Here is a 22,085-nt window from a genome sequence, read left to right as displayed (position 1 = left end):
CCCCGGCCAGGGCCTGGCCCCGGCCGGGGCAGGGGCCTCAGCTGACGCTGACCTCAGGCTCGCCCGAAGGGATGCCGTCCTTCTCCATCTGCTCCGCGATCTTCATCGCCTCTTCGATCAGGGTCTCCACGATCTTCGACTCGGGCACCGTCTTGATCACCTCGCCCTTGACGAAGATCTGCCCCTTGCCGTTGCCGGACGCCACCCCGAGATCGGCCTCCCGCGCCTCACCCGGACCATTGACGACACAGCCCATCACCGCCACCCGCAGCGGCACCTCCATGCCCTCAAGCCCCGCGGTCACCTCGTCCGCCAGCTTGTACACATCCACCTGCGCCCGCCCGCACGACGGACACGACACGATCTCCAGACGCCGCTGCCGCAGGTTCAACGACTCCAGGATCTGAATGCCGACCTTGACCTCCTCCGCCGGAGGAGCCGACAGCGACACCCGGATCGTGTCACCGATCCCCTCCGCCAGCAGCGCACCGAACGCCACCGCCGACTTGATCGTCCCCTGGAACGCCGGACCCGCCTCCGTCACACCCAGATGCAGCGGGTAATCACAGGCGGCCGCCAGCTGCCGGTAGGCATTGACCATCACCACCGGGTCGTTGTGCTTGACCGAGATCTTGATGTCCCGGAAACCGTGCTCCTCGAACAGCGACGCCTCCCACAGCGCCGACTCCACCAACGCCTCCGGCGTGGCCTTGCCGTACTTCGCGAGCAGACGCTGGTCCAGGGAGCCCGCGTTGACGCCGATGCGGATCGGCGTGCCGGCCTCGCCCGCGGCCTTGGCGATCTCCTTGACCTTGTCGTCGAACTGCTTGATGTTCCCCGGGTTCACCCGCACCGCCGCACAGCCCGCGTCGATCGCCGCGAACACGTACTTCGGCTGGAAGTGAATGTCCGCGATCACCGGAATCTGCGACTTGCGCGCGATCACCGCCAACGCGTCCGCGTCGTCCTGCGTAGGACACGCCACCCGCACGATCTGACAACCCGACGCCGTCAGCTCCGCGATCTGCTGCAACGTCGCCCCGATGTCCGACGTACGCGTCGTCGTCATCGACTGCACCGACACCGGTGCGTCCCCGCCCACGGCCACCGACCCGACCTGGATCTTGCGGCTGACCCTGCGGTCGGCCAGCTTGGTCGGAACGGACGGGATTCCGAGAGAAACGGCAGTCATCTGGCGTGCATCCCCAAGTATGGATCAAGGTCCCGAGTTCGGCGGGCTCCGGGCTTCGCGGCATCGCGCTGCAACATCGCTTGTTCGCGGGTTCGAGATTACGGCACCCCACAGGCCCCAGGCACATCCCGCCCCGATGTCCACCCATTGGCGGGCGGTACCGCACATACGAAGGCGGCCGGGCACACACGGTGCCCGGCCGCCTCAAACTTCGTACGGCTAGGAAATTCTGACCGGGTTCACCACATCGGCGATCAGGACCAGAATGGTGAAGCAGATGAAGATCCCCGCCACCACGTAGGCCACGGGCATCAGCTTCGCCACGTCGAACGGGCCGGGGTCCGGTCGCCGCAGGACCTTCGCCGCGTTCCGGCGCAGCGACTCCCACACTGCACCCGCGATGTGACCGCCGTCCAGGGGCAGCAGCGGCAGCATGTTGAACAGGAACAGCGAGAGGTTGAACCCGGCAAGCAGGAACAGCATCAGCGCGATCTGGTTCTGCGGCGGGATGTCCAGGGTGAACACCTCACCGCCGACGCGGGCCGCACCCACCACGCCCATCGGGGAGTCCTGCTTGCGCTCCCCGTCGCCGAAGGCCGCGTTCCACAGGTCGGGGATCTTGGAGGGCAGGGCGACGATCGACTCGACGCCGTTCTCCATCATGTTGCCCATGCGGTCGACGGACTCGCCGAAGGACTGCTGGACGATGCCGGAGGCGGGGGTGAAGCCGAGGAATCCGGCGTACACGTACTTGCCCTCGACGTAGCCGCCGTCGCCGTCCGTCTTGCTGACCTGGTTCTTGATCAGGTTGGCGTGCAGGTCGACGCGCTTGCCGTCCCGCTCGACGGTGATGGTGGCGGGGCCGATGGTCTCGCGGATGCGCGACTGGAGCGTGGACCAGTCGTCCACGTCCTTGCCCTGGAAGGCGACGATCTTGTCGCCCGCCTTGAGGCCCGCGGCCTTGGCGGGGGCGGGCTTGTCGCCCTTCTCGCACGTGGCGCGGTTCTGGCCGGCCTCGATGACGCAGTCGGAGACCTTGCCGACCGAGGTGGTCTGGGTGCTGATGCCGAAGGTCATCATCACGCCGAGGAAGATCACGACGGCCAGGATCAGGTTCATGAACGGCCCGGCGAACATGACGATCACGCGCTTCCACGGCTTGCGCGTGTAGAAGAGCCGGGACTCGTCGCCGGGCTTGAGCTCCTCGAACGCCGCCGAGCGCGCGTCCTCGATCATGCCGCGCCAGGGCGAGGTGGACCGCGCCTCAAGACGCCCGTCCGGCCCCGGCGGGAACATGCCGATCATGCGGATGTAGCCACCGAGCGGGATGGCCTTGATGCCGTACTCGGTGTCGCCCTTCTTGCGGGAGAAGATCGTCGGGCCGAAGCCGACCATGTACTGCGGTACGCGGATGCCGAACATCTTCGCGGTCGACAGATGGCCGAGCTCGTGCCAGGCGATCGAGAAGAGCAGCCCGATCACGAAGACGACTATGCCGAGGATCATCATCAAGGTCGTCATGCACGAGCCTCCGCGGTCGTCTGGGTCGAAGCCGTCAGTTCCCGGGCCCGGGCCCGGGCCCAGGTCTCCGCTTCGAGGACGTCCGCCACGGTCAGCGAGGTTCCCGTCCGCGGTGTGCCGTGCTCGGCGACGACCCGGGTGACGGTCTCCATGATGCCGTTGAACGGCAGCGCGCCCGCCAGGAAGGCGTCCACGCACTCCTCGTTGGCGGCATTGAACACCGCCGGGGCCGTGCCCGCGAGCTCCCCGACGTGCCGGGCGAGCCCCACCGACGGGAACGCCTCGGTGTCCAGCGGGAAGAACTCCCAGGTGGAGGCCTTCGTCCAGTCGAACGCGGGCGCCGCGTCCGGCACCCGCTCGGGCCAGCCGAGCCCGATCGCGATGGGCCCGCGCATGTCCGGCGGGGTCGCCTGGGCGAGCGTCGAGCCGTCGGTGAACTCGACCATGGAGTGCACGTACGACTGGGGGTGTACGACGACCTCGATGCGGTCGAAGGGAATGTCGTAGAGGAGGTGGGCCTCGATCACCTCCAGGCCCTTGTTCACCAGGGTCGCCGAGTTCACCGTGATCACCGGGCCCATCGCCCAGGTCGGGTGCGCGAGCGCGGCCTCGGGCGTGACGTCGGCGAGCTCGGCCTTCGTCCGGCCGCGGAAGGGGCCGCCGGACGCGGTGACGACGAGCTTGCGGACGTCGTCGCGGGTGCCCGCGGCGAGGGCCTGGAAGAGCGCGGCGTGCTCGGAGTCGACCGGGATGATCTGGCCGGGCTCGGCGAGCGCCTTGACCAGCGGGCCGCCGACGATCAGCGACTCCTTGTTGGCGAGCGCGAGGGTGCGGCCCGCCTCCAGGGCGGCGAGCGTGGGCGCGAGGCCGATGGAGCCGGTGATGCCGTTGAGGACCGTGTGGCAGGGCGAGGCGGCGAGCTGGGTGGCCGCGTCCGGGCCCGCGAGGATCTCGGGCAGCGGCTCCCCGGCCCCGTACTCCTCGCGCAGCGCCTCGCGGAGCGCGGGCACCACGTCCTCGCGGGCGACCGCGACGGCCCGCACCCGCAGGCGCCTGGCCTGCTCGGCGAGCAGCGCGACCCGGCCGCCCGCGGCGGACAGGGCCGTGACCCGGAAGCGGTCGGGGTTGCGCAGCACGAGGTCGATCGCCTGCGTGCCGATCGACCCCGTGGAGCCGAGGACGACGATCTCCCGCGGCCCGTCGGCGGTGCCGGGGTCGAAGACGAGGTGCGGGTCGGCGAGGGGTGCGGGGCTTTCGCTCATGCCCACCATTGTGGCGTGTGCCCTCGCGGGGACGGCCCAGGCCCGCCCCTTGCTCCGGGCCTCAGCGGATCGGGCGGTGGACGTTCTCCCTCCGGCTCGCCCCGGGCGTCGCGTCGGCGATCCACGGGCCGTCGTCGCTGGGGTCGGTCACGCCCTGCTCCAGCCAGGTGTACGTACCGGCGAGGACGCCCTTGACGACCTTGCGGTCCAGGTCGTCGGTGTTGGTCCACAGGCGCCCGAACAGCTCGTCGACGCGGATGCGGGACTGGCGGCAGAAGGCGTCGGCCAGCTGGTACGCCTCACGGCCGTGGGCCTCGGTGGTGCGCAGGAGCTCGGCGCGCACGCACGCCGCGCTCATCGCGAACAGCTCCGCGCCGATGTCGACGATCCGGCCGAGGAAGCCCTGCTTGGTCTCCATGCGGCCCTGCCAGCGCGACATCCCGTAGAACGTGGAGCGGGCCAGGCGCCGGGCCGCGCGCTCGACGTAGCGGAGGTGACCGGACAGGTCGGGGTGCCCCGCCGGGGCGAAGTCGGCGTACGCGCGCGGCAGCTGGCCGGGGCCGGCGACGAGCCTGGGCAGCCAGCGGGCGTAGAAGGCCCCGGCGGCGGCTGTGGCCCTGGCCTTGTCGGACAGGGTCTTGTCCGGGTCGATCAGGTCGCCCGCCACCTTCAGATGGGCGTCGACGGCCTCCCGGGCGATCAGCAGGTGCATGATCTCCGTGGAGCCCTCGAAGATGCGGTTGATGCGCAGGTCGCGCAGGATCTGCTCGGCCGGTACGGCCCGCTCGCCGCGGGCCTTGAGGGACGCGGCGGTCTCGAAGCCGCGGCCGCCGCGGATCTGCACCAGCTCGTCGGCCATGAGGCAGGCCATCTCGGAGCCGTACAGCTTGGCGAGGGCGGCCTCGATGCGGATGTCGTTGCGGTCCTCGTCGGCCATCTGCGAGGACAGGTCGAGCACGGCTTCGAGGGCGAAGGTGGTGGCCGCGATGAAGGAGATCTTCGAGCCGACGGCCTCGTGGTGCGCGACGGGCTTGCCCCACTGCTCGCGGGCGCCCGACCACTCGCGGGCGATCTTCAGGCACCACTTGCCCGCGCCCACGCACATCGCGGGCAGCGAGAGGCGCCCGGTGTTGAGGGTGGTCAGGGCGATCTTGAGGCCCGCGCCCTCCGGGCCGATGCGGTGCGCGGCCGGGACGCGCACCCGGTGGAAGCGGGTGACGCCGTTCTCCAGGCCGCGCAGGCCCATGAAGGCGTTGCGGTGCTCGACCGTGATCCCCTCGGACGCCGCCTCGACGACGAACGCGGTGATGCCGCCCTTGTGCCCCTCGGACCGGGGCACGCGGGCCATGACCACGAGGAGGTCCGCGACGACGCCGTTGGTCGTCCACAGCTTCACGCCGTCCAGTACGTAGTCGTCGCCGTCGGGCACGGCGGTCGTCGCGAGCCGCGCCGGGTCGGAGCCGACGTCCGGCTCGGTGAGCAGGAACGCGGAGATGTCGGTGCGGGCGCAGCGCGGCAGGAACGCGTCCTTCTGCTCCTGGGTGCCGAAGATCTTCAGCGGCTGCGGGACGCCGATCGACTGGTGCGCGGACAGCAGGGCGCCGAGCGCGGGGCTGGCGGAGCCGACGAGCGCGAGGGCCTTGTTGTAGTACACCTGCGTCAGGCCGAGGCCGCCGTACTTCGTGTCGATCTTCATGCCGAGGGCGCCGAGCTCCTTGAGGCCGTTGATCACCTCGTCCGGGATGAGCGCGTCCCGCTCGATGCGCTCCCCGTCGATCTCCGTCTCGCAGAAGTCGCGCAGCTTGGCCAGGAACTCCTCGCCGCGCTGGGCGTCCTGGGTGGCGGGCAGCGGGTGCGGGTGGATCAGGTCGAGGCGGAAGCGGCCGAGGAAGAGCTCCTTGGCGAAGCTCGGTTTGCGCCAGTCCTGCTCACGGGCTGCCTCGGCGACCTGGCGGGCCTCGCGTTCGGTGACCGAGGGCTTCGACGCGGGGGACGGGGGGGTGGTTGGTGCGGTCATGAGGCTCACCTCGCCGCGAGTCGGGATCGTGGACCGATCATGAATCGGCGTAGAACCGGCTGCTGGTTACTCACCGGTGCTACTCGATCGTTGGTACCCGATTCCGCCCGTCCTCACCAGCCCTCGCGCAGCGAATGCGCGGATACGGCCGGAGCCCCCCGCTGTGCGCGGGGGGCTCCGGCCGTATCCGTGTCGGTCGGTGCGCTACAGCGCCAGACCGGTGAGGACCAGGACGCGCTCGTACGTGTAGTCGTCCATGGCGTAGCGGACGCCCTCGCGGCCGACGCCGGACTGCTTCACGCCGCCGTACGGCATCTGGTCGGCGCGGTAGGAGGGGGCGTCGCCGATGACGACGCCGCCGACCTCGAGGGCGCGGTGGGCGCGGAAGGCCGCCTGGAGGTCGTGCGTGAACACGCCCGCCTGGAGGCCGTACTTGGAGTCGTTCACGGCGTCGAAGGCGGCCTGCTCGCCGTCCGCCTTGGTGATCGTGAGCACCGGTCCGAAGACCTCCTCGTGGGCGAGGGTGACGTCGCCCGGCACGTCGGCGAGGACGGTCGGCGCGTACGTGGCGCCGTCGCGCTTGCCGCCGGTGAGCAGCGTGGCGCCCGCCCGGACGGCCTCGTCGACCCAGGACTCCACCCGCTTGGCCGCGTCCTCGCTGACCAGCGGGCCGACGTCGGTCTTCGGGTCGGACGGGTCGCCGGTCACCTGGGCCTCGACGGCCTCGACGACCTTGGCCACGAGCCGGTCGTGGACGGCGGCGTCGGCGATGACCCGCTGCACGGAGATGCAGGACTGGCCGCCCTGGTAGTTGGAGAAGGTCGCGATGCGGCTCGCGGCCCAGTCCAGGTCCTCCTCGGCGGAGAAGTCGCCGAGCACGACCGCCGCGCCGTTGCCGCCGAGCTCCAGGGTGCAGTGCTTGCGCGGCACCGAGTCCATGATCTGGTAGCCGACCTTGTCGGAGCCCGTGAAGGAGATGACCGGGAGGCGCTCGTCCTGGACGAGGGCGGGCATCTTGTCGTTGGCGACCGGCAGCACCGACCACGAGCCCGCGGGCAGGTCCGTCTCGGCGAGCAGCTCGCCGAGGATCAGACCGCTGAGCGGGGTCGCCGGGGCGGGCTTGAGGATGATCGGCGTGCCGACCGCGATCGCCGGGGCGACCTTGTGGGCGCACAGGTTCAGCGGGAAGTTGAACGGCGCGATGCCGAGGACGACGCCCTTCGGGAAGCGGCGGGTGAGCGCGAGACGGCCCTGGCCGCCCTGGTCGGTGTCCAGGCGCTGGGCCTCGCCGCCGTTGAAGCGGCGGGCCTCCTCGGCGGCGAAGCGGAACACCGAGATGGCGCGGCCGACCTCGCCGCGGGCCCACTTGACCGGCTTGCCGTTCTCGGCGGAGATCAGCTGCGCGATCTCCTCGGTGCGCTCGACGAGGCGCTGCGAGACGTGGGCGAGGGCGGCGGCGCGGACGTGGGCCGGGGTGGCGGCGAACTCGTCGCGGACCGCGTAGGCCGCGGCGACGGCCTCCTCCACCTGGGCGTCGGTCGGGACGGCCGCCTTGCCGACGAGTCGCCCGTCCCACGGCGAGGTGACGTCGAGCGTGGTCTCACCGGTGGCCTGGCGACCGGCGACCCAGAAGGCGTGAATGGAAGTCATACGAATCCCGGCCCTTCGCGGAGGTTCGTCTTCAGCAGTACGGGGTCCACCGTAGGGGTGGAGGTTTCGCGTCGGGGTTGTCCGAGTCGGCGTAGTGGCGGCCCCCGGCACACCGGAATGTCAGGGCTAGTCCACCGGGGTCGTCGCCTTCAGGGACAGCCAGAGCTCCATCCGGACGTCCGGGTCGTCCAGGGAGCGGCCGAGGATCTCCTCGACCCGCCGCATGCGGTAGCGCAGCGTGTGCCGGTGCACGCCGAGGTCCGCGGCCGCCGCGTCCCACTGCCCGTGCCGCGACAGCCACGCCCGCAGCGAGGCGACCAGGTCCCCGCGCCCCGTCGCGTCGTGCTCGCGCAGCGCCCGCAGGAGCCCGTCCGCGAACGCCCTCACCGCCTCGTCCGCGAGCAGCGGAAGGACCGACCCCGCGGCCAGCTCCTCGTGCTCGACGAGGGCCTTGCCGCGCCGCCGCGCCACGGACAGGGCCTGCTCGGCCTGTTTGTAGGCGGGGGCGGCGGCGACGGTCCCCGCGGGCGCGGAGAGCCCCACCAGGAGCCCGGGCCCGTCGGCCGGCTCGGGGCGCCCGACCTCGACCCGCGCCACGTGCTCGACGGCGGCCCGCTGTGCGGCCCCGCCGTCGGCGACGAGCAGCACGAGCCGCTCGCCGTCCGGCACGACGAGGAGCGCCTCGCCGAAGCGCGCGGCCGCCGACTCGACGGCGTCGACGAGCCCCGCGGACCAGCCGCCCTCGTCCTCGGCGGCCGGGGGCGTCGCGGACTCGGCCACCAGGAGGCGGAAGGGCGCGTCGAGCAGCTCGCCGTACAGGTCACCGGCGACGGCCAGCGCGTGGTCCGGCTCCCCGGCGAGCAGCATGCGCAGGACGGCGGAGCCGATGCGGGCCTCGGCGGCGTGCAGGGAGCGGGAGCGCTCGGTGGTGAGGGTGAGCAGGGCGATCGCGGAGTGCACGGCGTAGCGCTCGGCGGTGCCGAGGGTCGAGGCCGTGCCGACGGCGAGCGCGGCGCGCGGTCGCCGCCCGGTGCCGAGGGAGTGCAGTTCGACCCGGTCCTCGGCCCCGGCGACGACGAGGCTCGCGGGGGCGGTGCGCTCGCGCAGGCGCTCGACGTCCGGGGTGAGGCGGGCGGCGCGGCGGGCGGCCCACTCGGGCGCGGTGGCGACGACGGCCCCGGAGGCGTCGTACAGCGCGGCCCAGCCGTCGACCTGTCCGGCGAGCGCGCCGAGCAGCCCTTCGGGGCCGTCCCCGAGGGCCTGCCGGGTCAGCTCGCGCTGGGCGGCGAAGCCCGCGGTGACGGCGCGGTACTGGTCGGCGGCGATGGCGGCCGACACGGCCTTGCTGATGGCCAGGAAGGGGGTGCGGCGCGGCACCTCGATGAGCGGCAGGTCCTCCGCGGTGGCCGCGTCGACGAGGGCCTCGGGGATGTCGGGGTAGTTCACGCCGACGGCGAAGCCGAGGCCGACGACGCCCGCGCCCGCGAGCCGCTTCACGTACCGCCGCATCGCCTCCGGGTTCTCCGCGTCGAGCTGGAGGGCGGTGACGAGGAGCAGTTCGCCGCCCTCCATGTACGGCACGGGGTCGGCGAGCTCGCTGACGTGGGCCCAGCGCACGGGGGTGTCCAGGCGGTCCTCGCCGGCACGCACGGTGAGCTTGAGCGCGGAGTGCTGGACGAGCGAGGCGAGCGTGGGGGGCATGGGACCTTCAGGTCGTACGACGGCGGGGGCGGGCGCCGGGGCGGCGGACCGCGTGCGGGTGGTGGGGCGGGGGCCGCGGCGGCGGACGGCGGTCACGTGGACGCCCGGCGAGCGCACCGAGCGGCACATGATCTCTTGGCCGCCGCGTATGACGGCTACCGTCGATTCTGCCTCACCGTACGGTCGCCACGGGCGCCCTGCCGGGTATGTCCCCCGCCGGAACCCGAGGCTCGGGACCGTCAGCTCCGCAGGTCCACGAGGAGCGGCGGCGCGTGCTCCCCCCGTACGTCCGTCAGCGAGAGGACCGCGTGCCCCGGCGGCACCGCGTGGGCCAGCTCGGAGGCCGACCAGCGCTCGCGCTCGACCTGGCGGACGGTGACCGCGCGGGCGGTCGGCGCGCGTCCGGTGATCACACGGCGCAGCACGTGCAGGACCTTGCCCGCGGGGGTCTCGGCGATGATCTGCCGGTCGGTGACGTCCCGCGCCTCGGTCCACTCCTTGCCCCAGACCTCCGCGAAGTCCTGCCCGTCCCAGGGGGTGAGCCCGGACAGGGCCATGCGGCAGCCGACGGCGCCGAGCAGCGGCGTGCGCAGCGGGCGGGGCACGTCGTCGAGGGTCCGCAGGGTCATGACGACGCCCGCGTTGGCGGACCTGAGCCGCTGGATCCGGCGGACCGCCTCGGGGGTGACCGTGCCGGTGGCGTCGTCGAGGACGAGGCAGGCGAACAGCGAGCGGTCCTCGCGGGCGGCGGCGCTGGCCGTGAACTGGGCGAGGACGAGCCGGGCGAGGATCCGCGAGGCGTCGGCGTGGCCGCGCTCGGGCAGGTCGACGCGGACCCGTACGGGGTGGTCGAGGGCGCGCAGCGAGAACGGGGTGCTCCGGCCCGAGGTGTCGAAGAAGGCGGCGAACGCGGGCCGGTCGAGCAGGGCGAGCCGGTCCGCGAGGGTGGCGCCGATGTCGCCCGGGTGCCCCGACTGCCGCGCGCGGGCGTCGAGGTCGCGCAGCATGACCTCGTGCCCGAGCTCCAGGAGCCCCTTGCGGAGGGCGTCGAGCGGCTCGGGGACGCCGTCGAGCAGGGCGCGCAGCTCGGGCACGGAGGGGAAGGTGCCGTGGACGGCGCGGTAGGGGCCGAGGAGCTGGGCGAGGACGGTCGTGGAGCGGCGGGTGTCGGCGCCCAGGTGCGGGTCGACGAGGTCGCCGACGAGGGCCTCGGCGAGCACGGCGGCGGCCTCGTCCGGGTCGGTGGCGCCGCCGTACAGGTCGAGGTCGTACTCGGACTCGGGCTGGCCGATGCGGACGACCACGTCGTAGTCGTCACTGGGGCCGAGCCCCGCGCCCGCCGCGCCGACCACCACGACGGCGGCGCGCCCGGCGAGCGCCTGGAGACACAGGCCTTCGGCGATCGGCCAGACGACGCTGCCGGTCTTGCCGGAGCCCGCGGGGCCGACGGCGAGCAGCGAGGTGCCGATCAGACCGGGGCCGACGGCGAGGCCCGCGCCCCGGTAGGCGTAGGGGTTGCGCGGGTCGTCCACGGTGGTGCCGAGCCGCACCTGCGCGGTGGCGAGGTCGTGCCGGGCGGCCCGCGCGGGCAGGTCCCGGTCCCCGGAGGGGTGCGGGCAGGCGGCGGCGCCGTCGCGCACGACGGCGTCGGTGAACGCGGCGAGGGAGTTGTTCCCCGAGCGCACGGAGCGCCAGGCGCGGGCGATGCGGGCGGCGTCGATGTCCCGCATCAGCCCCGCGCGGGCGTCGGCGGCGAGCCGGTCGGCGGCGGCCCCCGCGCCCCCGGCCCGCAGCTTCGGCCACTGGGCGGGGTCCTCCTCGGGCGCGGGCTCGGCCTCCACCGGTGCCTTGGTGCGCAGGCGCGGGGCGACGAAGCGGCGCCAGATCTCGTCCCAGCGGCCCACCTTGCCGGCGCCCATCATGATGGCGAGCACGATGAGGAGGGTGTAGCCGTCCCAGACGAGGAGGTTGACGACCTTGCTGTCGCTGTACCGCCAGGAGTCCGGTGTGAAGAGCTCCAGCGGAACGATCCACCAGCTGCCCAGGTAGTTGTTGTTGAGCAGCGACCAGATCAGCCAGCCCACGAGGAACGCGATCCCCGCGCCCGTCAGGAGCTGCCGGGTCGGGATGACCTCGGGCTCCTGATCGGGCCTCTCCTTGTGCCCGAACCGCCAGATGCCGGGGGCCGCCTTCGGCCGGGGCGTGCGCAGCCAGGCGAGGAACTCCTCGCCCTGGGGCTGTGGCGGCGCGCCCGGCGCCCGTGCGGGCCTGGGCGGCACGGCGGGAGCCGCCTCCCCCGTGGCGCCGCCGCGCGGCGGCGCCACGCGCGGCACCGGAGTGGCGTGCGTGCCGCGAGCGTCGTACGTGCCGTCGGAAGTCATGGCCCTTGCCCCCTGACCTGCCCTGTCTTGGCCCTGTGTGCTGGTGCGCGGCTCAATCTAGTGCCCGGGTGCCGCCGTTGGGCCGCGCGCACGCCGATCACACCACGGGCCGGGCGCCGCGACGCCCGCCGCGTGGCTATGTCCACCACGGACAACCGCCACGCCGAACCTCTCCCCCATGGAGCATGCCCGCCGCCACCGCCCGCCCCTAACCTGCGGAGAAAGACCGAGAACGCGCCCGGAAAGCCGCTGTGCCCCGAGGACGTCCGCACGACCCACCACCCCCAGGAGCTCTCATGACCGCTATTCCCCAGGAGCGCCGCGTCGTCACCGCCATTCCCGGGCCGAAGTCCCAGGAGCTGCAGGCCCGCCGCACCGCGGTGGTCGCCGGTGGCGTGGGCTCGGTGCTGCCCGTGTTCACGGCCCGCGCGGGCGGCGGCATCATCGAGGACGTCGACGGCAACCGCCTGATCGACTTCGGCTCCGGCATCGCGGTGACCAGCGTCGGCGCCTCCGCCGAAGCCGTCGTGCGCCGCGCCTCCGCGCAGCTGGCGGACTTCACCCACACCTGTTTCATGGTCACCCCGTACGAGGGCTACGTGGCGGTCGCCGAGGCGCTCGCCGAGCTCACCCCGGGTGACCACGCCAAGAAGTCGGCCCTGTTCAACTCCGGCGCCGAGGCCGTCGAGAACGCCGTCAAGATCGCCCGTGCGTACACCAAGCGCCAGGCCGTCGTCGTCTTCGACCACGGCTACCACGGCCGCACGAACCTCACGATGGCCCTGACGGCGAAGAACATGCCGTACAAGCACGGCTTCGGCCCGTTCGCGCCCGAGGTCTACCGCGTGCCGGTGGCGTACGGCTACCGCTGGCCGACCGGTGCCGAGAACGCCGGGCCCGAGGCCGCCAAGCAGGCCATCGACATGATCAACAAGCAGGTCGGCGCCGACAACGTCGCCGCGATCATCATCGAGCCGGTGCTCGGCGAGGGCGGCTTCATCGAGCCCGCCAAGGGCTTCCTGCCGGAGATCGTGAAGTTCGCGGGCGACAACGGCATCGTCTTCGTCGCGGACGAGATCCAGTCCGGCTTCTGCCGCACCGGCCAGTGGTTCGCCTGCGAGGACGAGGGCATCGTCCCCGACCTGATCACGACGGCCAAGGGCATCGCGGGCGGCCTGCCGCTCGCCGCCGTCACCGGCCGCGCCGAGATCATGGACGCCGCGCACGCGGGCGGCCTCGGCGGCACCTACGGCGGCAACCCGGTGGCCTGCGCCGGCGCGCTCGGCGCCATCGAGACGATGAAGGAGCTCGACCTCAACGCCCGGGCGAAGGAGATCGAGGCCGTCATGAAGGCCCGGCTCTCCGCCATGGCCGAGAAGTTCGACATCATCGGCGACATCCGCGGCCGGGGCGCGATGATCGCGATCGAGCTGGTCAAGGACCGCGCGACGAAGGAGCCGAACCCGGAGGCGACCGGCGCCCTCGCCAAGGCCTGCCACGCCGAGGGCCTGCTCGTCCTGACCTGCGGCACCTACGGCAACGTCCTGCGCTTCCTGCCGCCGCTGGTGATCGGCGAGGACCTCCTGAACGAGGGCCTGGACATCATCGAGGCCGCGTTCGCGACGGTCTGACCGCTCCGGCGCGCACCCGCGCGCGCCGCACCTGTCTGGACCTCTGACACCGGGGCCGTCCCACCGAGGGGGCGGCCCCGGTGCCGTCCGTGGCGCACCTCCTGACATGTGCGGATCTCGCCCGGTACACCGATCGTGACCTGGGGTGACGGTCAGGGCCTGTGAAGAAGGTGTGGGAGCCCCATGGCGGGACCCGCTTCCGGCTGTCGGCCCCCGAACTACTGACGTACGGTTTCTGCAGATGAGAGAAACACCCCGTTCACGGGAGACCGTGGGCGACACCAGGTCGGAGCCTCCCCAGCCCCGCCCTGGACGTGCCTTCGCGCACACACCTGGAGCCATGCGCTCCGGAACTCCTCACCGATCGGATGGCCGCCCGTCCCACACCCCCCGGGGCGCGCGGCAGCCCGGTCCTCTCGGCCGCCCCGGAACTACCCCCCCTGTTCCGGGGCGGCCGACCCTTTCCCTGCTCCTGCTCGCGGTGAGCGGTCTTCTCCTCACCCTGCTCACCTGGCAGATCGTCGTCGACGGCCCCGTGCGCCGGCTCGACGAACGCCTCGGCCGCGCCCTCTCCGGCGCCCTGCTCCCCCGCCCCGTCGCCGAGCTCTTCGCCGACCTGGGCAACACGGCCGTCGCCCTGCCGGTGCTCGCCGCCGCCCTCGGCTACGCGGCGTGGCGCGGCTTCCGCGCCGGCGCGGACCGGTGGTGGCTCGCGCCCCTGGTCGCGGCGCTCGCCATGGCCGCCGTGCCCGCTCTGGTCGTACCTCTGAAGGCCGCGGTCGACCGCGGGGCCCCGCCGGGCATGGACGGCACCGGCTACTACCCCTCCGGGCACACGGCGACGGCCACCGTCGCCTACGGCGCCGCCGCCCTGCTGCTCCTCCCCTTCCTGCGTGCCCCCCGCACCCTGACCGCGGTCTGCGTCCTGGTGAACCTCGCCGTCGGGCTCGGCCTGGTCGTCCGCGGCTACCACTGGCCCGCGGACGTCCTGGCGAGCTGGCTGCTGTGCGGGGGGCTGCTCGGGGCCGTGTCGCTCAGCCGAAGTACGCGTCGAAGTTCTTCGAGAACTCCCCGTTGTTGAAGCGGTCCCAGTTGATGGACCAGGTCATCAGGCCGCGCAGGGCGGGCCACTTGCCGTGGGGCTTGTAGGAGCCGCAGTTGGTGTTCTTGGTGAGGCAGTCGAGCGCCTTGTTGACCTCGCCGGGCGCGACGTGGCCGTTGCCCGCCTGCGGGGACGCGGGCATGCCGATGGCGATCTTCTCCGGGGGCAGGGGCGGGAAGACGTTGGCCGCGTTGCCCTTGACCGGGAAGCCGGTGAGGAGCATGTCGGTCATGGCGATGTGGAAGTCGGCGCCGCCCATCTGGTGGTACTGGTTGTCGAGGCCCATGATCGGGCCGGAGTTGTAGTCCTGGACGTGCAGCAGGGTGAGGTCGTCGCGCAGGGCGTGGATGACCGGCAGATAGGAGCCCGCGCGCGGGTCGCCGCCCCACTGGCCGGGGCCGTAGAACTGGTAGCCGAGCTGCACGAAGAAGGTCTCGGGCGCCATGGTGAGGGTGAAGCCGGGGCCGTACTTGGCCTTCAGGGTCTTCACGGCGGAGATCAGGTTGACGATCACCGGGGTCTTGGGGTTCTTGAAGTCGCTGTCCCCCGCGTTGAGGGAGAGGGAGTGGCCCTCGAAGTCGATGTCCAGACCGTCGAGTCCGTACTCGTCGATGATGGCCGACACGGAGGCGACGAACTTGTCGCGGGCCTGCGTGGTGGTGAGCTGGACCTGGCCGTTCTGGCCGCCGATGGAGATCAGGACCCTCTTGCCCTGGGCCTGCTTGGCCTTGACGGCGGCCTTGAACTCGTCCTTCGTCTCGACGTTCGGGCACTCCGTCTTGGGGCAGAGGCCGAAGCGGATGTCGCCGGAGGTCGAGGAGGTCGGCTCCCCGAAGGCCAGGTCGATGACGTCCCAGCTCGCCGGGGTGTCGGCCAGGCGCGTATAGCCGGAGCCGTTGGCGAAGCTGGTGTGGAGGTAGCCGACGAGGGCGTGCGCGGGCAGCGGATCGGCCGCCCTACGGGGGCCGCGCGCGTCCGACGCGCCCGCCGGGCTCTGCACCGCGAGCATGCCGCACACCGCGAGCACCAGAGCGGCACACGGGAGCGCCCCCCGGGGGCGCGGGGAACTGCGCGACCAGCCACGACGAACCCGCGGGCGAGAAACGAGTGCCACAACTGCCTCCAGAGGTGGGGGTGTTGGAGAGCAGGACATACTCAAGCTGGTCCAGACCAATGCCCTTGTCAAGTCCCTGTCACTAAGAACGGAGCGCAGGGGATCACTCCGGGTGCGGCTCATCCGGGTCGCGAGGGGCGGCGCCCCAGGCATCCCGCTCTGCCCGCGCGTCCCGCGCGATGCGCGCCGCCGCCTCGTGCATCGCGAGCTCCAGGAGCGCCGGGTCGACCAGCGTGCCCGAGCCGTCCGGCGGGATCAGCCAGCGCACGGCGCCCGTGGAGCGCCCCGGGAAGGGCACGACGATCCAGGTGCCGCGGCCCGCGCCGCGCACCCCCGTGCCCACCCAGCGGGCCACCGTGCCCGGGGGCACGAAGAACCCCATCCGGGCGTCGCCGAAGTCGGCGAGCACCGGGCCCGGACGGTCGACGACCCGCGTCAGCACGTCCAGCGTGGGATAGCCGAGCTCACCCGGCAGGATCAGTACGTCCCAGAGCCTGCCGGCCGGGAGCAGCGCGACCCCGAGGGGGTTGCGTTCCCACTCCCAGCGACAGGCCTCCGGATCCGGTGCCACCGACACCAGCCACTCCACCGCCGATTTGGCGCCCGAACCATTCACGGTCGGACCTCCCTGTCTTCGTGTGCCGTACGAATGCCTGACACGAGGGAGAGGGCTTCGGGGGCCGGGCGTTACGCGGATTCAGCTACTGACTGGTAGTGAAGCGTGTCACAGCACGGTGAGGGCGTACGCCGGTGGACGACGGCGGGCGGATGTCCACCCGCGCGCCGCGCGGGGTCAGCTGTCGAAGCCGAGCCCCAGCCTGTCCATCGTCCTGAGCCAGGCGTTGCGCCTGCCCCCGTTGGCGTCCGCGCGGGCCAGGGCCCACTTGGTCAGGGTCACCCCCGTCCAGGCGAACGGCTCGGGCGGGAACGGCAGCGGCTTGGAGCGGACCATCTCCAGGTCGGTCCGCTCGGTGCGCTCGCCCGCGAGGAGGTCCAGCATCACGTCGGCGCCGAAGCGCGTGGCACCGACGCCGAGGCCCGTGTATCCGGCGGCGTACGCGACCCGGCCCCCGTGCGCCGTGCCGAAGAACGCCGAGAAGCGCGAGCACGTGTCGATCGCGCCGCCCCACGCGTGGGTGAACCGCACCCCCTCCAGCTGCGGGAAGCAGGTGAAGAAGTGCCCGGCGAGCTTCGCGTACGTCTCGGGGCGGTGGTCGTACTCGGCGCGCACCTTGCCGCCGAAGGGGTAGACCGCGTCGTACCCGCCCCACAGGATGCGGTTGTCGGCGGACAGCCGGAAGTAGTGGAACTGGTTGGCCGCGTCGCCGAGGCCCTGGCGGTTCTTCCAGCCGATGGCGGCCAGCTGGTCCGGGGTGAGCGGCTCGGTCATGAGCGCGTAGTCGTACACCGGGACCGTGTACGCGCGCACCCGCTTGACCAGGGACGGGAAGACGTTCGTGCCGAGCGCGACATGGCGGGCGAAGACCCTGCCGTACGGGGTGCGGATCGCCATCCCGGCGCCGGCGGGGGCCAGCTCCAGGGCGGGCGTGTGCTCGTGGACGCGCACGCCGAGCTCGCGGCAGACGCGCTTGAGGCCCCAGGCGAGCTTCGCCGGGTGCAGCATGGCGACGCCGTCGCGGTCCCAGAAGCCGCCGAGGAAGGTCGGCGAGTCGACCTGGGAGCGCAGCTCGTCCGCGTCCAGCATCTCGGCGGAGCCGGTGAGGCCGCGCGCGGCCATCTCCTCGTACATCTCGTGGAGTTCGGCGAGCTGGTGCGGCTGGGTCGCGACGTCGATCTCGCCGGTGCGCTCGAAGTCGCAGTCGATGCCGTACCGCTCGACGGCCGCCTCGATCTCGTCGAGGTTGCGGGCGCCGAGCTCCTCCAGCCTGGCGATCTCGTCCGGCCAGCGGGCCAGGCCGTTGGGCACGCCGTGGGTGAGGGACGCGGCGCAGAAGCCGCCGTTGCGCCCGGAGGCGGCCCAGCCGATCTCGCGGCCCTCGACGAGGACGACGTCACGGCCGGGGTCGCGCTCCTTGGCGATCAGGGCGGTCCACAGGCCGCTGTAGCCGCCGCCGACGACGAGCAGGTCGGCACGCTCGTCACCGACGAGCGCGGGTTCGGGTTCGGGTCGGTCCGGACCGTCCAGCCAGTACGGGGCCGGCTTGGCCTCGGCGAGGGACTTCGTCCAACGGTTCATGGCTGCAGGGGCCATGATTTCCACTCCCTTGAGAAATGCGTAGAGCTGCACAGAGCTGCTGGGAACCGCACGGGCACCGCTTTCCCTCAGGTCAGCGCGCCCGCTTCGCGCGGCGCTTTCCGATCAGCATTCCTGCCAGTACGAGAACGACGGCGATGAGGAACATCGCCGTGCCGATCACATTGATCTGAACGGGCGTACCCCGCTGCGCGGATCCCCAGACGAACATGGGGAAGGTCACAGTCGATCCGGCGTTGAAGTTCGTGATGATGAAGTCGTCGAAGGACAGCGCGAAGGCGAGCAGCGCGCCCGCCGCGATGCCCGGCGCCGCGATCGGCAGCGTGACCCGCAGGAAGGTCTGCACGGGCCCGGCGTAGAGGTCCTGCGCGGCCTGTTCCAGACGCGGGTCCATCGACATCACGCGCGCCTTCACCGCGGTCACCACGAAGCTCAGGCAGAACATGATGTGGGCTATCAGCACGGTCCAGAAGCCGAGCTGCGCGCCCATGTTGAGGAACAGGGTGAGCAGCGAGGCCGCCATGACGACCTCGGGCATCGCCATGGGCAGGAAGATCAGCGAGCTGACCGCGCCGCGCGCCCGGAAGCGGTAGCGCACGAGCGCGAAGGCGATCATCGTGCCAAGGACGGTGGCGCCGAGCGTCGCGAGGAAGGCGATCTGCAGGCTGAGGGAGAGCGAGCCGCACATGTCGGCGACGCCGCACGGGTCCTGCCAGGCATCGGTGGAGAACTCCTGCCAGGAGTAGTTGAAACGGCCTTTCGGCTTGTTGAAGGAGAAGACGGTGACGACGACGTTGGGCAGCAGGAGATAGCCGAGCGTGAGGAGCCCGAAGATGACGACGAGGTTCCGGCGCAGCAGACGGCCGAATGCGATGAACGGGCCCATCAGACCAGATCCTCCGTCCCCGACTTGCGGATGTAGAACGTCACCATGATCAGAATGGCGGCCATCAGGATGAACGAAAGGGCCGCCGCCGTCGGGTAATCCAGAATGCGCAGGAACTGCGTCTGGATGACGTTTCCGACCATGCGCGTGTCGGTGGACCCGAGCAGATCGGCGTTCACGTAGTCACCGGCGGCCGGAATGAAGGTGAGCAGCGTCCCGGAGACGACACCCGGCATCGACAGCGGGAAGGTGACCTTGCGGAACGTCGTGGAAGGACGGGCGTAGAGGTCGCCCGCGGCCTCGTGGAGCCGGGGGTCGATGCGCTCCAGGGACGTGTAGAGCGGCAGGATCATGAACGGCAGGAAGTTGTACGTGAGTCCGCAGACCACCGCGAGCGGCGTGGCGAGGACGCGGTCGCCGTCGGTGACGCCGAGCCAGCTGGTGACGTCCAGGACGTGCAGCGTGTTCAGGGCGCCGACGACGGGCCCGCCGTCGGCGAGGATCGTCTTCCAGGCGAGCGTGCGGATGAGGAAGCTCGTGAAGAACGGGGCGATGACGAGCACCAGGATCAGATTGCGCCAGCGCCCCGCGCGGAACGCGATGAGGTACGCCAGCGGATAGCCGAGCAGCAGGCACAGGACCGTGGCGGCGCCCGCGTACAGCACCGAGCGCAGGAACTGCGGCCAGTAGTCGCCGAGCGCGTCCCAGTAGGTGGCGAAGTGCCAGGTGACCTTGTAGCCCTCTTCGAGGGAGCCGGTCTGCACGGACGTCGAGGCCTGGTAGACCAGCGGCAGGGCGAAGAAGACGACCAGCCACAGGATGCCGGGGAGCAGCAGCCAGTAGGGCACGAGGCGGCCGCGCCTGCGGGGCCGGGCGGGGGCTTCGGCGGCGGGGGCGTCCTCGACGGGCGCCTTGACGGGGGCCGTCACGCGTCCTCCTCGACCTTCTCGACGCCCGCGTCGACGTCCTGGTCGGCGTCGAGGCCGAAGGTGTGGGCGGGGTTCCAGTGCAGGACGACCTCGGCGCCCGGGGTCAGCCGGGTGTCGCGCTCGATGTTCTGCGCGTACACCTCGAAGGCGTCGCAGACGGGGCTGTCGACGACGTACTGGGTGGAGACGCCGATGAAGCTGGAGGTGACGACGCGGCCGGTGATGCGGTTGCGGCCGTCGGGGACGGTGCCCGCGTCGTCGGCGTGGGTCAGGGTGATCTTCTCGGGGCGCACCCCGACGAGGACCTTGCCGCCCGGGCTAGTCGCGGCGCTACATCGCGCCCCGGGCAGCAGCAGCTTGCCGTCGCCCGCCCGGAGGACCACGTCGTCACCGGCGGCCGAGTCGACCTCGGCCGTGATGAAGTTGGAGGTGCCGAGGAAGTTGGCGACGAAGGTGGTGCGCGGATTCTCGTACAGCTCGGCCGGGGCGCCCTGCTGCTCCACGCGGCCGCCGTTCATCACCGCGACCGTGTCGGCCATCGTCATGGCCTCCTCCTGGTCGTGCGTGACGTGGACGAAGGTGATGCCGACCTCGGTCTGGATGCGCTTGAGCTCCAGCTGCATCTGGCGGCGCAGCTTCAGGTCGAGGGCGCCGAGCGGCTCGTCGAGGAGCAGCACCTTGGGGTGGTTGATGAGCGCGCGGGCCACCGCGACGCGCTGCTGCTGGCCGCCGGAGAGCTGGTGCGGCTTCTTGCGGGCCTGCTCGCCGAGCTGGACGAGGTCGAGCATCTCGCCGACCTGCTTCTTCACCGACTTGATGCCGCGCCGGCGCAGGCCGAAGGCGACGTTCTCGAAGATGTCGAGGTGCGGGAAGAGCGCGTACGACTGGAAGACCGTGTTCACGGGCCGCTTGTAGGGCGGCAGCGCGGTGACGTCCTGCTCGCCCAGGCACACCGTGCCGGAGCTCGGCTCCTCCAGGCCCGCGATCATGCGCAGGGTGGTGGTCTTGCCGCAGCCGGACGCGCCGAGGAGGGCGTAGAACGAGCCCTGGGGCACGGTGAGGTCGAGCGGGTGGACGGCGGTGAAGGAGCCGTAGGTCTTGCTGATCCCGGTCAGGCGGACGTCGCCGCTGGTTTCGGTCATGAGTTCTTCCCAGGAGTGGTGAGCGGGCGGGACGGCGGGCGCCGTGCGGGGGGCCGGGGAGCCGCGGGCGGGTCCGGTGCGGCCCGTGGGGGCGGGCTCAGGAGCCCGTGAGCCGGGCGAACTTCTCCTCGTACGCCGTCTCTTCCTTCGGCGTGAGCGACCGGAAGGCGTGGGACTTCGCCGCCATCTCCTTGTCCGGCAGGATCAGCGGGTTCCGGGCCGCCTTCGGGTCGATCTTGGCGAGCTCGTCACGGACGCCGTCCACCGGGCACACGTAGTTGATGAACGCGGCGAGCCGGGCCGCGGGCTCGGGCTCGTAGTAGTAGTCGATGAGCCGCTCGGCGTTGCGCTTGTGGCGCGCCTTGTTGGGGATGAGGAGGTTGTCCGTGGAGACGATGTAGCCGCTGTCGGGGATGGCGAACTCGATGTCGGGGTTGGCCAGTTTGAGCTGGACGACGTCACCGGCCCAGGCCACGCACGCGGCGATGTCGCCCTTGTCGAGGTCGGCGGTGTAGTCGTTGCCGGTGAAGCGGCGGATCTGGCGTCTGTCGACGGCCTTCTGGAGGCGGGCGATCGCCGCGTCGTAGTCGTCGTCCTTGAAGGCGGCCGGATCCTTGCCCATGTCGAGCAGGGTCATGCCAACGGTGTCGCGCATCTCGGAGAGGAACCCGACGCGGCCCTTGAGCTTCGGCTCGTCGAGCAGCTGCGAGACGGAGGTGATCTCCTTCCCGCCGGTCGCCTTCCTGTTGTACGCGATGACGGCGGAGATCCCGGTCCAGGGGTAGGAGTACGCGCGTCCGGGGTCCCAGTCCGGCGAGCGGAACTGGGCGGACAGATTGGTGTAGGCGTGCGGCAGCTGGGCCGCGTCGAGCTTCTGCACCCAGCCGAAGCGGATCAGCCGGGCCGCCAGCCAGTCGGTGACGCAGATCAGGTCGCGGCCGGTGTCCTGGCCCGCGGCGAGCTGCGGTTTGACCTTCCCGAAGAACTCGTTGTTGTCGTTGATGTCCTCGGTGTACTTGACCGTGATGCCGGTGCGCCTGGTGAACGCGTCGAGGGTGGGCCGCCGCTTGTCGTCGTCCACGTCCATGTACTCGGTCCAGTTGGAGAAGGACACGCGCTTCTCCTTCGCCGAGCGGTCCTCGGCGGCGATGCCGCCCGTGCCCTTGCCCGCGGCGGGGATGCCGCAGGCGCTCAGGGCGCCGAGCCCGCCCGCGGCGAGCGCGCCGCCGGTGCCGGCGCGCAGCAGCGAGCGGCGGGTGAGCGCGGCCCGGCCGCTGGTCAGGCCGCGCCGCAGGGCGGCCCGCTGGGCCGGGGAGAGGCGGTCGGGCTCGTACTGCTCCAT

The 22,085-nt window shown here is 71.8% G+C and carries 15 protein-coding genes and 1 pseudogene; 2 read left to right on the top strand and 14 right to left on the bottom strand.

The annotated features are described in order from the left end of the window. Window positions 1-37: 37 nt before the first annotated feature. The 7 genes from ispG to C9F11_RS29515 all read right to left on the bottom strand — a co-directional run bounded on the left by ispG (window position 38) and on the right by C9F11_RS29515 (window position 11,724). On the bottom strand, window positions 38-1,192 hold the full coding sequence (gene ispG, locus C9F11_RS29545; protein WP_138962116.1) for a flavodoxin-dependent (E)-4-hydroxy-3-methylbut-2-enyl-diphosphate synthase: 1,155 nt from the start codon (window positions 1,190-1,192) through the stop codon (window positions 38-40). Window positions 1,193-1,411: 219 nt separating this feature from the next. Further along, window positions 1,412-2,713, bottom strand: a complete 1,302-nt coding sequence (locus tag C9F11_RS29540; protein WP_138962115.1) for a site-2 protease family protein — start codon at window positions 2,711-2,713, stop codon at window positions 1,412-1,414. Beyond that, entirely contained in the window at window positions 2,710-3,975 is a 1,266-nt protein-coding gene (gene dxr / locus C9F11_RS29535) for a 1-deoxy-D-xylulose-5-phosphate reductoisomerase (RefSeq protein ID WP_138962114.1), read from the bottom strand. The genes C9F11_RS29540 and dxr overlap by 4 nt, the downstream gene beginning before the upstream one ends. Window positions 3,976-4,036: 61 nt before the next feature. After that, window positions 4,037-5,992, bottom strand: coding sequence for an acyl-CoA dehydrogenase family protein (locus C9F11_RS29530; RefSeq protein ID WP_138962113.1), 1,956 nt, complete (start codon window positions 5,990-5,992; stop codon window positions 4,037-4,039). Between the two features lie 204 nt (window positions 5,993-6,196). Continuing rightward, a complete protein-coding gene (locus C9F11_RS29525) occupies window positions 6,197-7,642 on the bottom strand; it encodes an aldehyde dehydrogenase family protein (protein WP_138962112.1) in 1,446 nt (481 codons plus the stop codon). Window positions 7,643-7,768: 126 nt separating this feature from the next. Continuing rightward, the gene (locus tag C9F11_RS29520) at window positions 7,769-9,343 is read right to left on the bottom strand and encodes a PucR family transcriptional regulator (RefSeq protein WP_138962111.1); all 1,575 of its coding nucleotides are present in this window, start codon (window positions 9,341-9,343) and stop codon (window positions 7,769-7,771) included. A gap of 239 nt (window positions 9,344-9,582) precedes the next feature. Beyond that, window positions 9,583-11,724 carry an ATP-binding protein gene (locus C9F11_RS29515; protein ID WP_138962110.1) on the bottom strand — a complete coding sequence of 714 codons (2,142 nt, stop codon included), beginning with the start codon at window positions 11,722-11,724 and terminating at the stop codon, window positions 9,583-9,585. A gap of 296 nt (window positions 11,725-12,020) precedes the next feature. On the opposite strand from C9F11_RS29515, the gene gabT reads away from it, so the two are divergent. Next, window positions 12,021-13,355, top strand: coding sequence for a 4-aminobutyrate--2-oxoglutarate transaminase (gabT, locus tag C9F11_RS29510; RefSeq protein WP_138962109.1), 1,335 nt, complete (start codon window positions 12,021-12,023; stop codon window positions 13,353-13,355). Window positions 13,356-13,836: 481 nt separating this feature from the next. Beyond that, entirely contained in the window at window positions 13,837-14,436 is a 600-nt protein-coding gene (locus tag C9F11_RS29505) for a phosphatase PAP2 family protein (protein WP_346347373.1), read from the top strand. Here C9F11_RS29505 and C9F11_RS29500 read toward each other — a convergent pair. The 7 genes and pseudogenes from C9F11_RS29500 to C9F11_RS29465 all read right to left on the bottom strand — a co-directional run. Further along, window positions 14,390-15,400, bottom strand: a pseudogene (locus tag C9F11_RS29500) (chitinase); the annotation flags it as partial. The gene C9F11_RS29505 and the pseudogene C9F11_RS29500 overlap by 47 nt on opposite strands. Before the next feature lie 274 nt (window positions 15,401-15,674). Beyond that, a complete protein-coding gene (locus C9F11_RS29490) occupies window positions 15,675-16,187 on the bottom strand; it encodes a hypothetical protein (RefSeq protein WP_138962107.1) in 513 nt (170 codons plus the stop codon). A 177-nt stretch (window positions 16,188-16,364) separates the two neighbouring features. Then, window positions 16,365-17,783 (bottom strand): FAD-dependent oxidoreductase, encoded by a 1,419-nt coding sequence (locus C9F11_RS29485; RefSeq protein ID WP_138962106.1) that lies wholly within the window; start codon window positions 17,781-17,783, stop codon window positions 16,365-16,367. A 76-nt stretch (window positions 17,784-17,859) separates the two neighbouring features. After that, window positions 17,860-18,672 (bottom strand): ABC transporter permease, encoded by an 813-nt coding sequence (locus tag C9F11_RS29480; protein ID WP_138962105.1) that lies wholly within the window; start codon window positions 18,670-18,672, stop codon window positions 17,860-17,862. Next, a complete protein-coding gene (locus tag C9F11_RS29475) occupies window positions 18,672-19,601 on the bottom strand; it encodes an ABC transporter permease (RefSeq protein ID WP_138962104.1) in 930 nt (309 codons plus the stop codon). Before C9F11_RS29475 ends, C9F11_RS29480 begins: the two co-directional genes overlap by 1 nt. Then, the gene (locus C9F11_RS29470) at window positions 19,598-20,743 is read right to left on the bottom strand and encodes an ABC transporter ATP-binding protein (RefSeq protein WP_138962103.1); all 1,146 of its coding nucleotides are present in this window, start codon (window positions 20,741-20,743) and stop codon (window positions 19,598-19,600) included. Before C9F11_RS29470 ends, C9F11_RS29475 begins: the two co-directional genes overlap by 4 nt. Window positions 20,744-20,840: 97 nt before the next feature. Further along, a complete protein-coding gene (locus C9F11_RS29465; protein ID WP_138962102.1) occupies window positions 20,841-22,085 on the bottom strand; it encodes a spermidine/putrescine ABC transporter substrate-binding protein in 1,245 nt (414 codons plus the stop codon).

Source organism: Streptomyces sp. YIM 121038 (assembly GCF_006088715.1).
Classification (GTDB): Bacteria; Actinomycetota; Actinomycetes; order Streptomycetales; family Streptomycetaceae; genus Streptomyces.
The sequence above is the reverse complement of the archived record's forward strand: the minus strand, read 5'-3'. Positions and strand labels throughout refer to the sequence as shown.

Bases quoted from the DNA above. Each gene is read 5' to 3' on its own strand.
- ispG (WP_138962116.1), bottom strand. From the start codon at position 1,192: ATGACTGCCGTTTCTCTCGGAATCCCGTCCGTTCCGACCAAGCTGGCC.
- C9F11_RS29540 (WP_138962115.1), bottom strand. From the start codon at position 2,713: ATGACGACCTTGATGATGATCCTCGGCATAGTCGTCTTCGTGATCGGG.
- dxr (WP_138962114.1), bottom strand. From the start codon at position 3,975: ATGAGCGAAAGCCCCGCACCCCTCGCCGACCCGCACCTCGTCTTCGAC.
- C9F11_RS29530 (WP_138962113.1), bottom strand. From the start codon at position 5,992: ATGACCGCACCAACCACCCCCCCGTCCCCCGCGTCGAAGCCCTCGGTC.
- C9F11_RS29525 (WP_138962112.1), bottom strand. From the start codon at position 7,642: ATGACTTCCATTCACGCCTTCTGGGTCGCCGGTCGCCAGGCCACCGGT.
- C9F11_RS29520 (WP_138962111.1), bottom strand. From the start codon at position 9,343: ATGCCCCCCACGCTCGCCTCGCTCGTCCAGCACTCCGCGCTCAAGCTC.
- C9F11_RS29515 (WP_138962110.1), bottom strand. From the start codon at position 11,724: ATGACTTCCGACGGCACGTACGACGCTCGCGGCACGCACGCCACTCCG.
- gabT (WP_138962109.1), top strand. From the start codon at position 12,021: ATGACCGCTATTCCCCAGGAGCGCCGCGTCGTCACCGCCATTCCCGGG.
- C9F11_RS29485 (WP_138962106.1), bottom strand. From the start codon at position 17,783: ATGGCCCCTGCAGCCATGAACCGTTGGACGAAGTCCCTCGCCGAGGCC.
- C9F11_RS29480 (WP_138962105.1), bottom strand. From the start codon at position 18,672: ATGGGCCCGTTCATCGCATTCGGCCGTCTGCTGCGCCGGAACCTCGTC.
- C9F11_RS29470 (WP_138962103.1), bottom strand. From the start codon at position 20,743: ATGACCGAAACCAGCGGCGACGTCCGCCTGACCGGGATCAGCAAGACC.
- C9F11_RS29465 (WP_138962102.1), bottom strand. From the start codon at position 22,085: ATGGAGCAGTACGAGCCCGACCGCCTCTCCCCGGCCCAGCGGGCCGCC.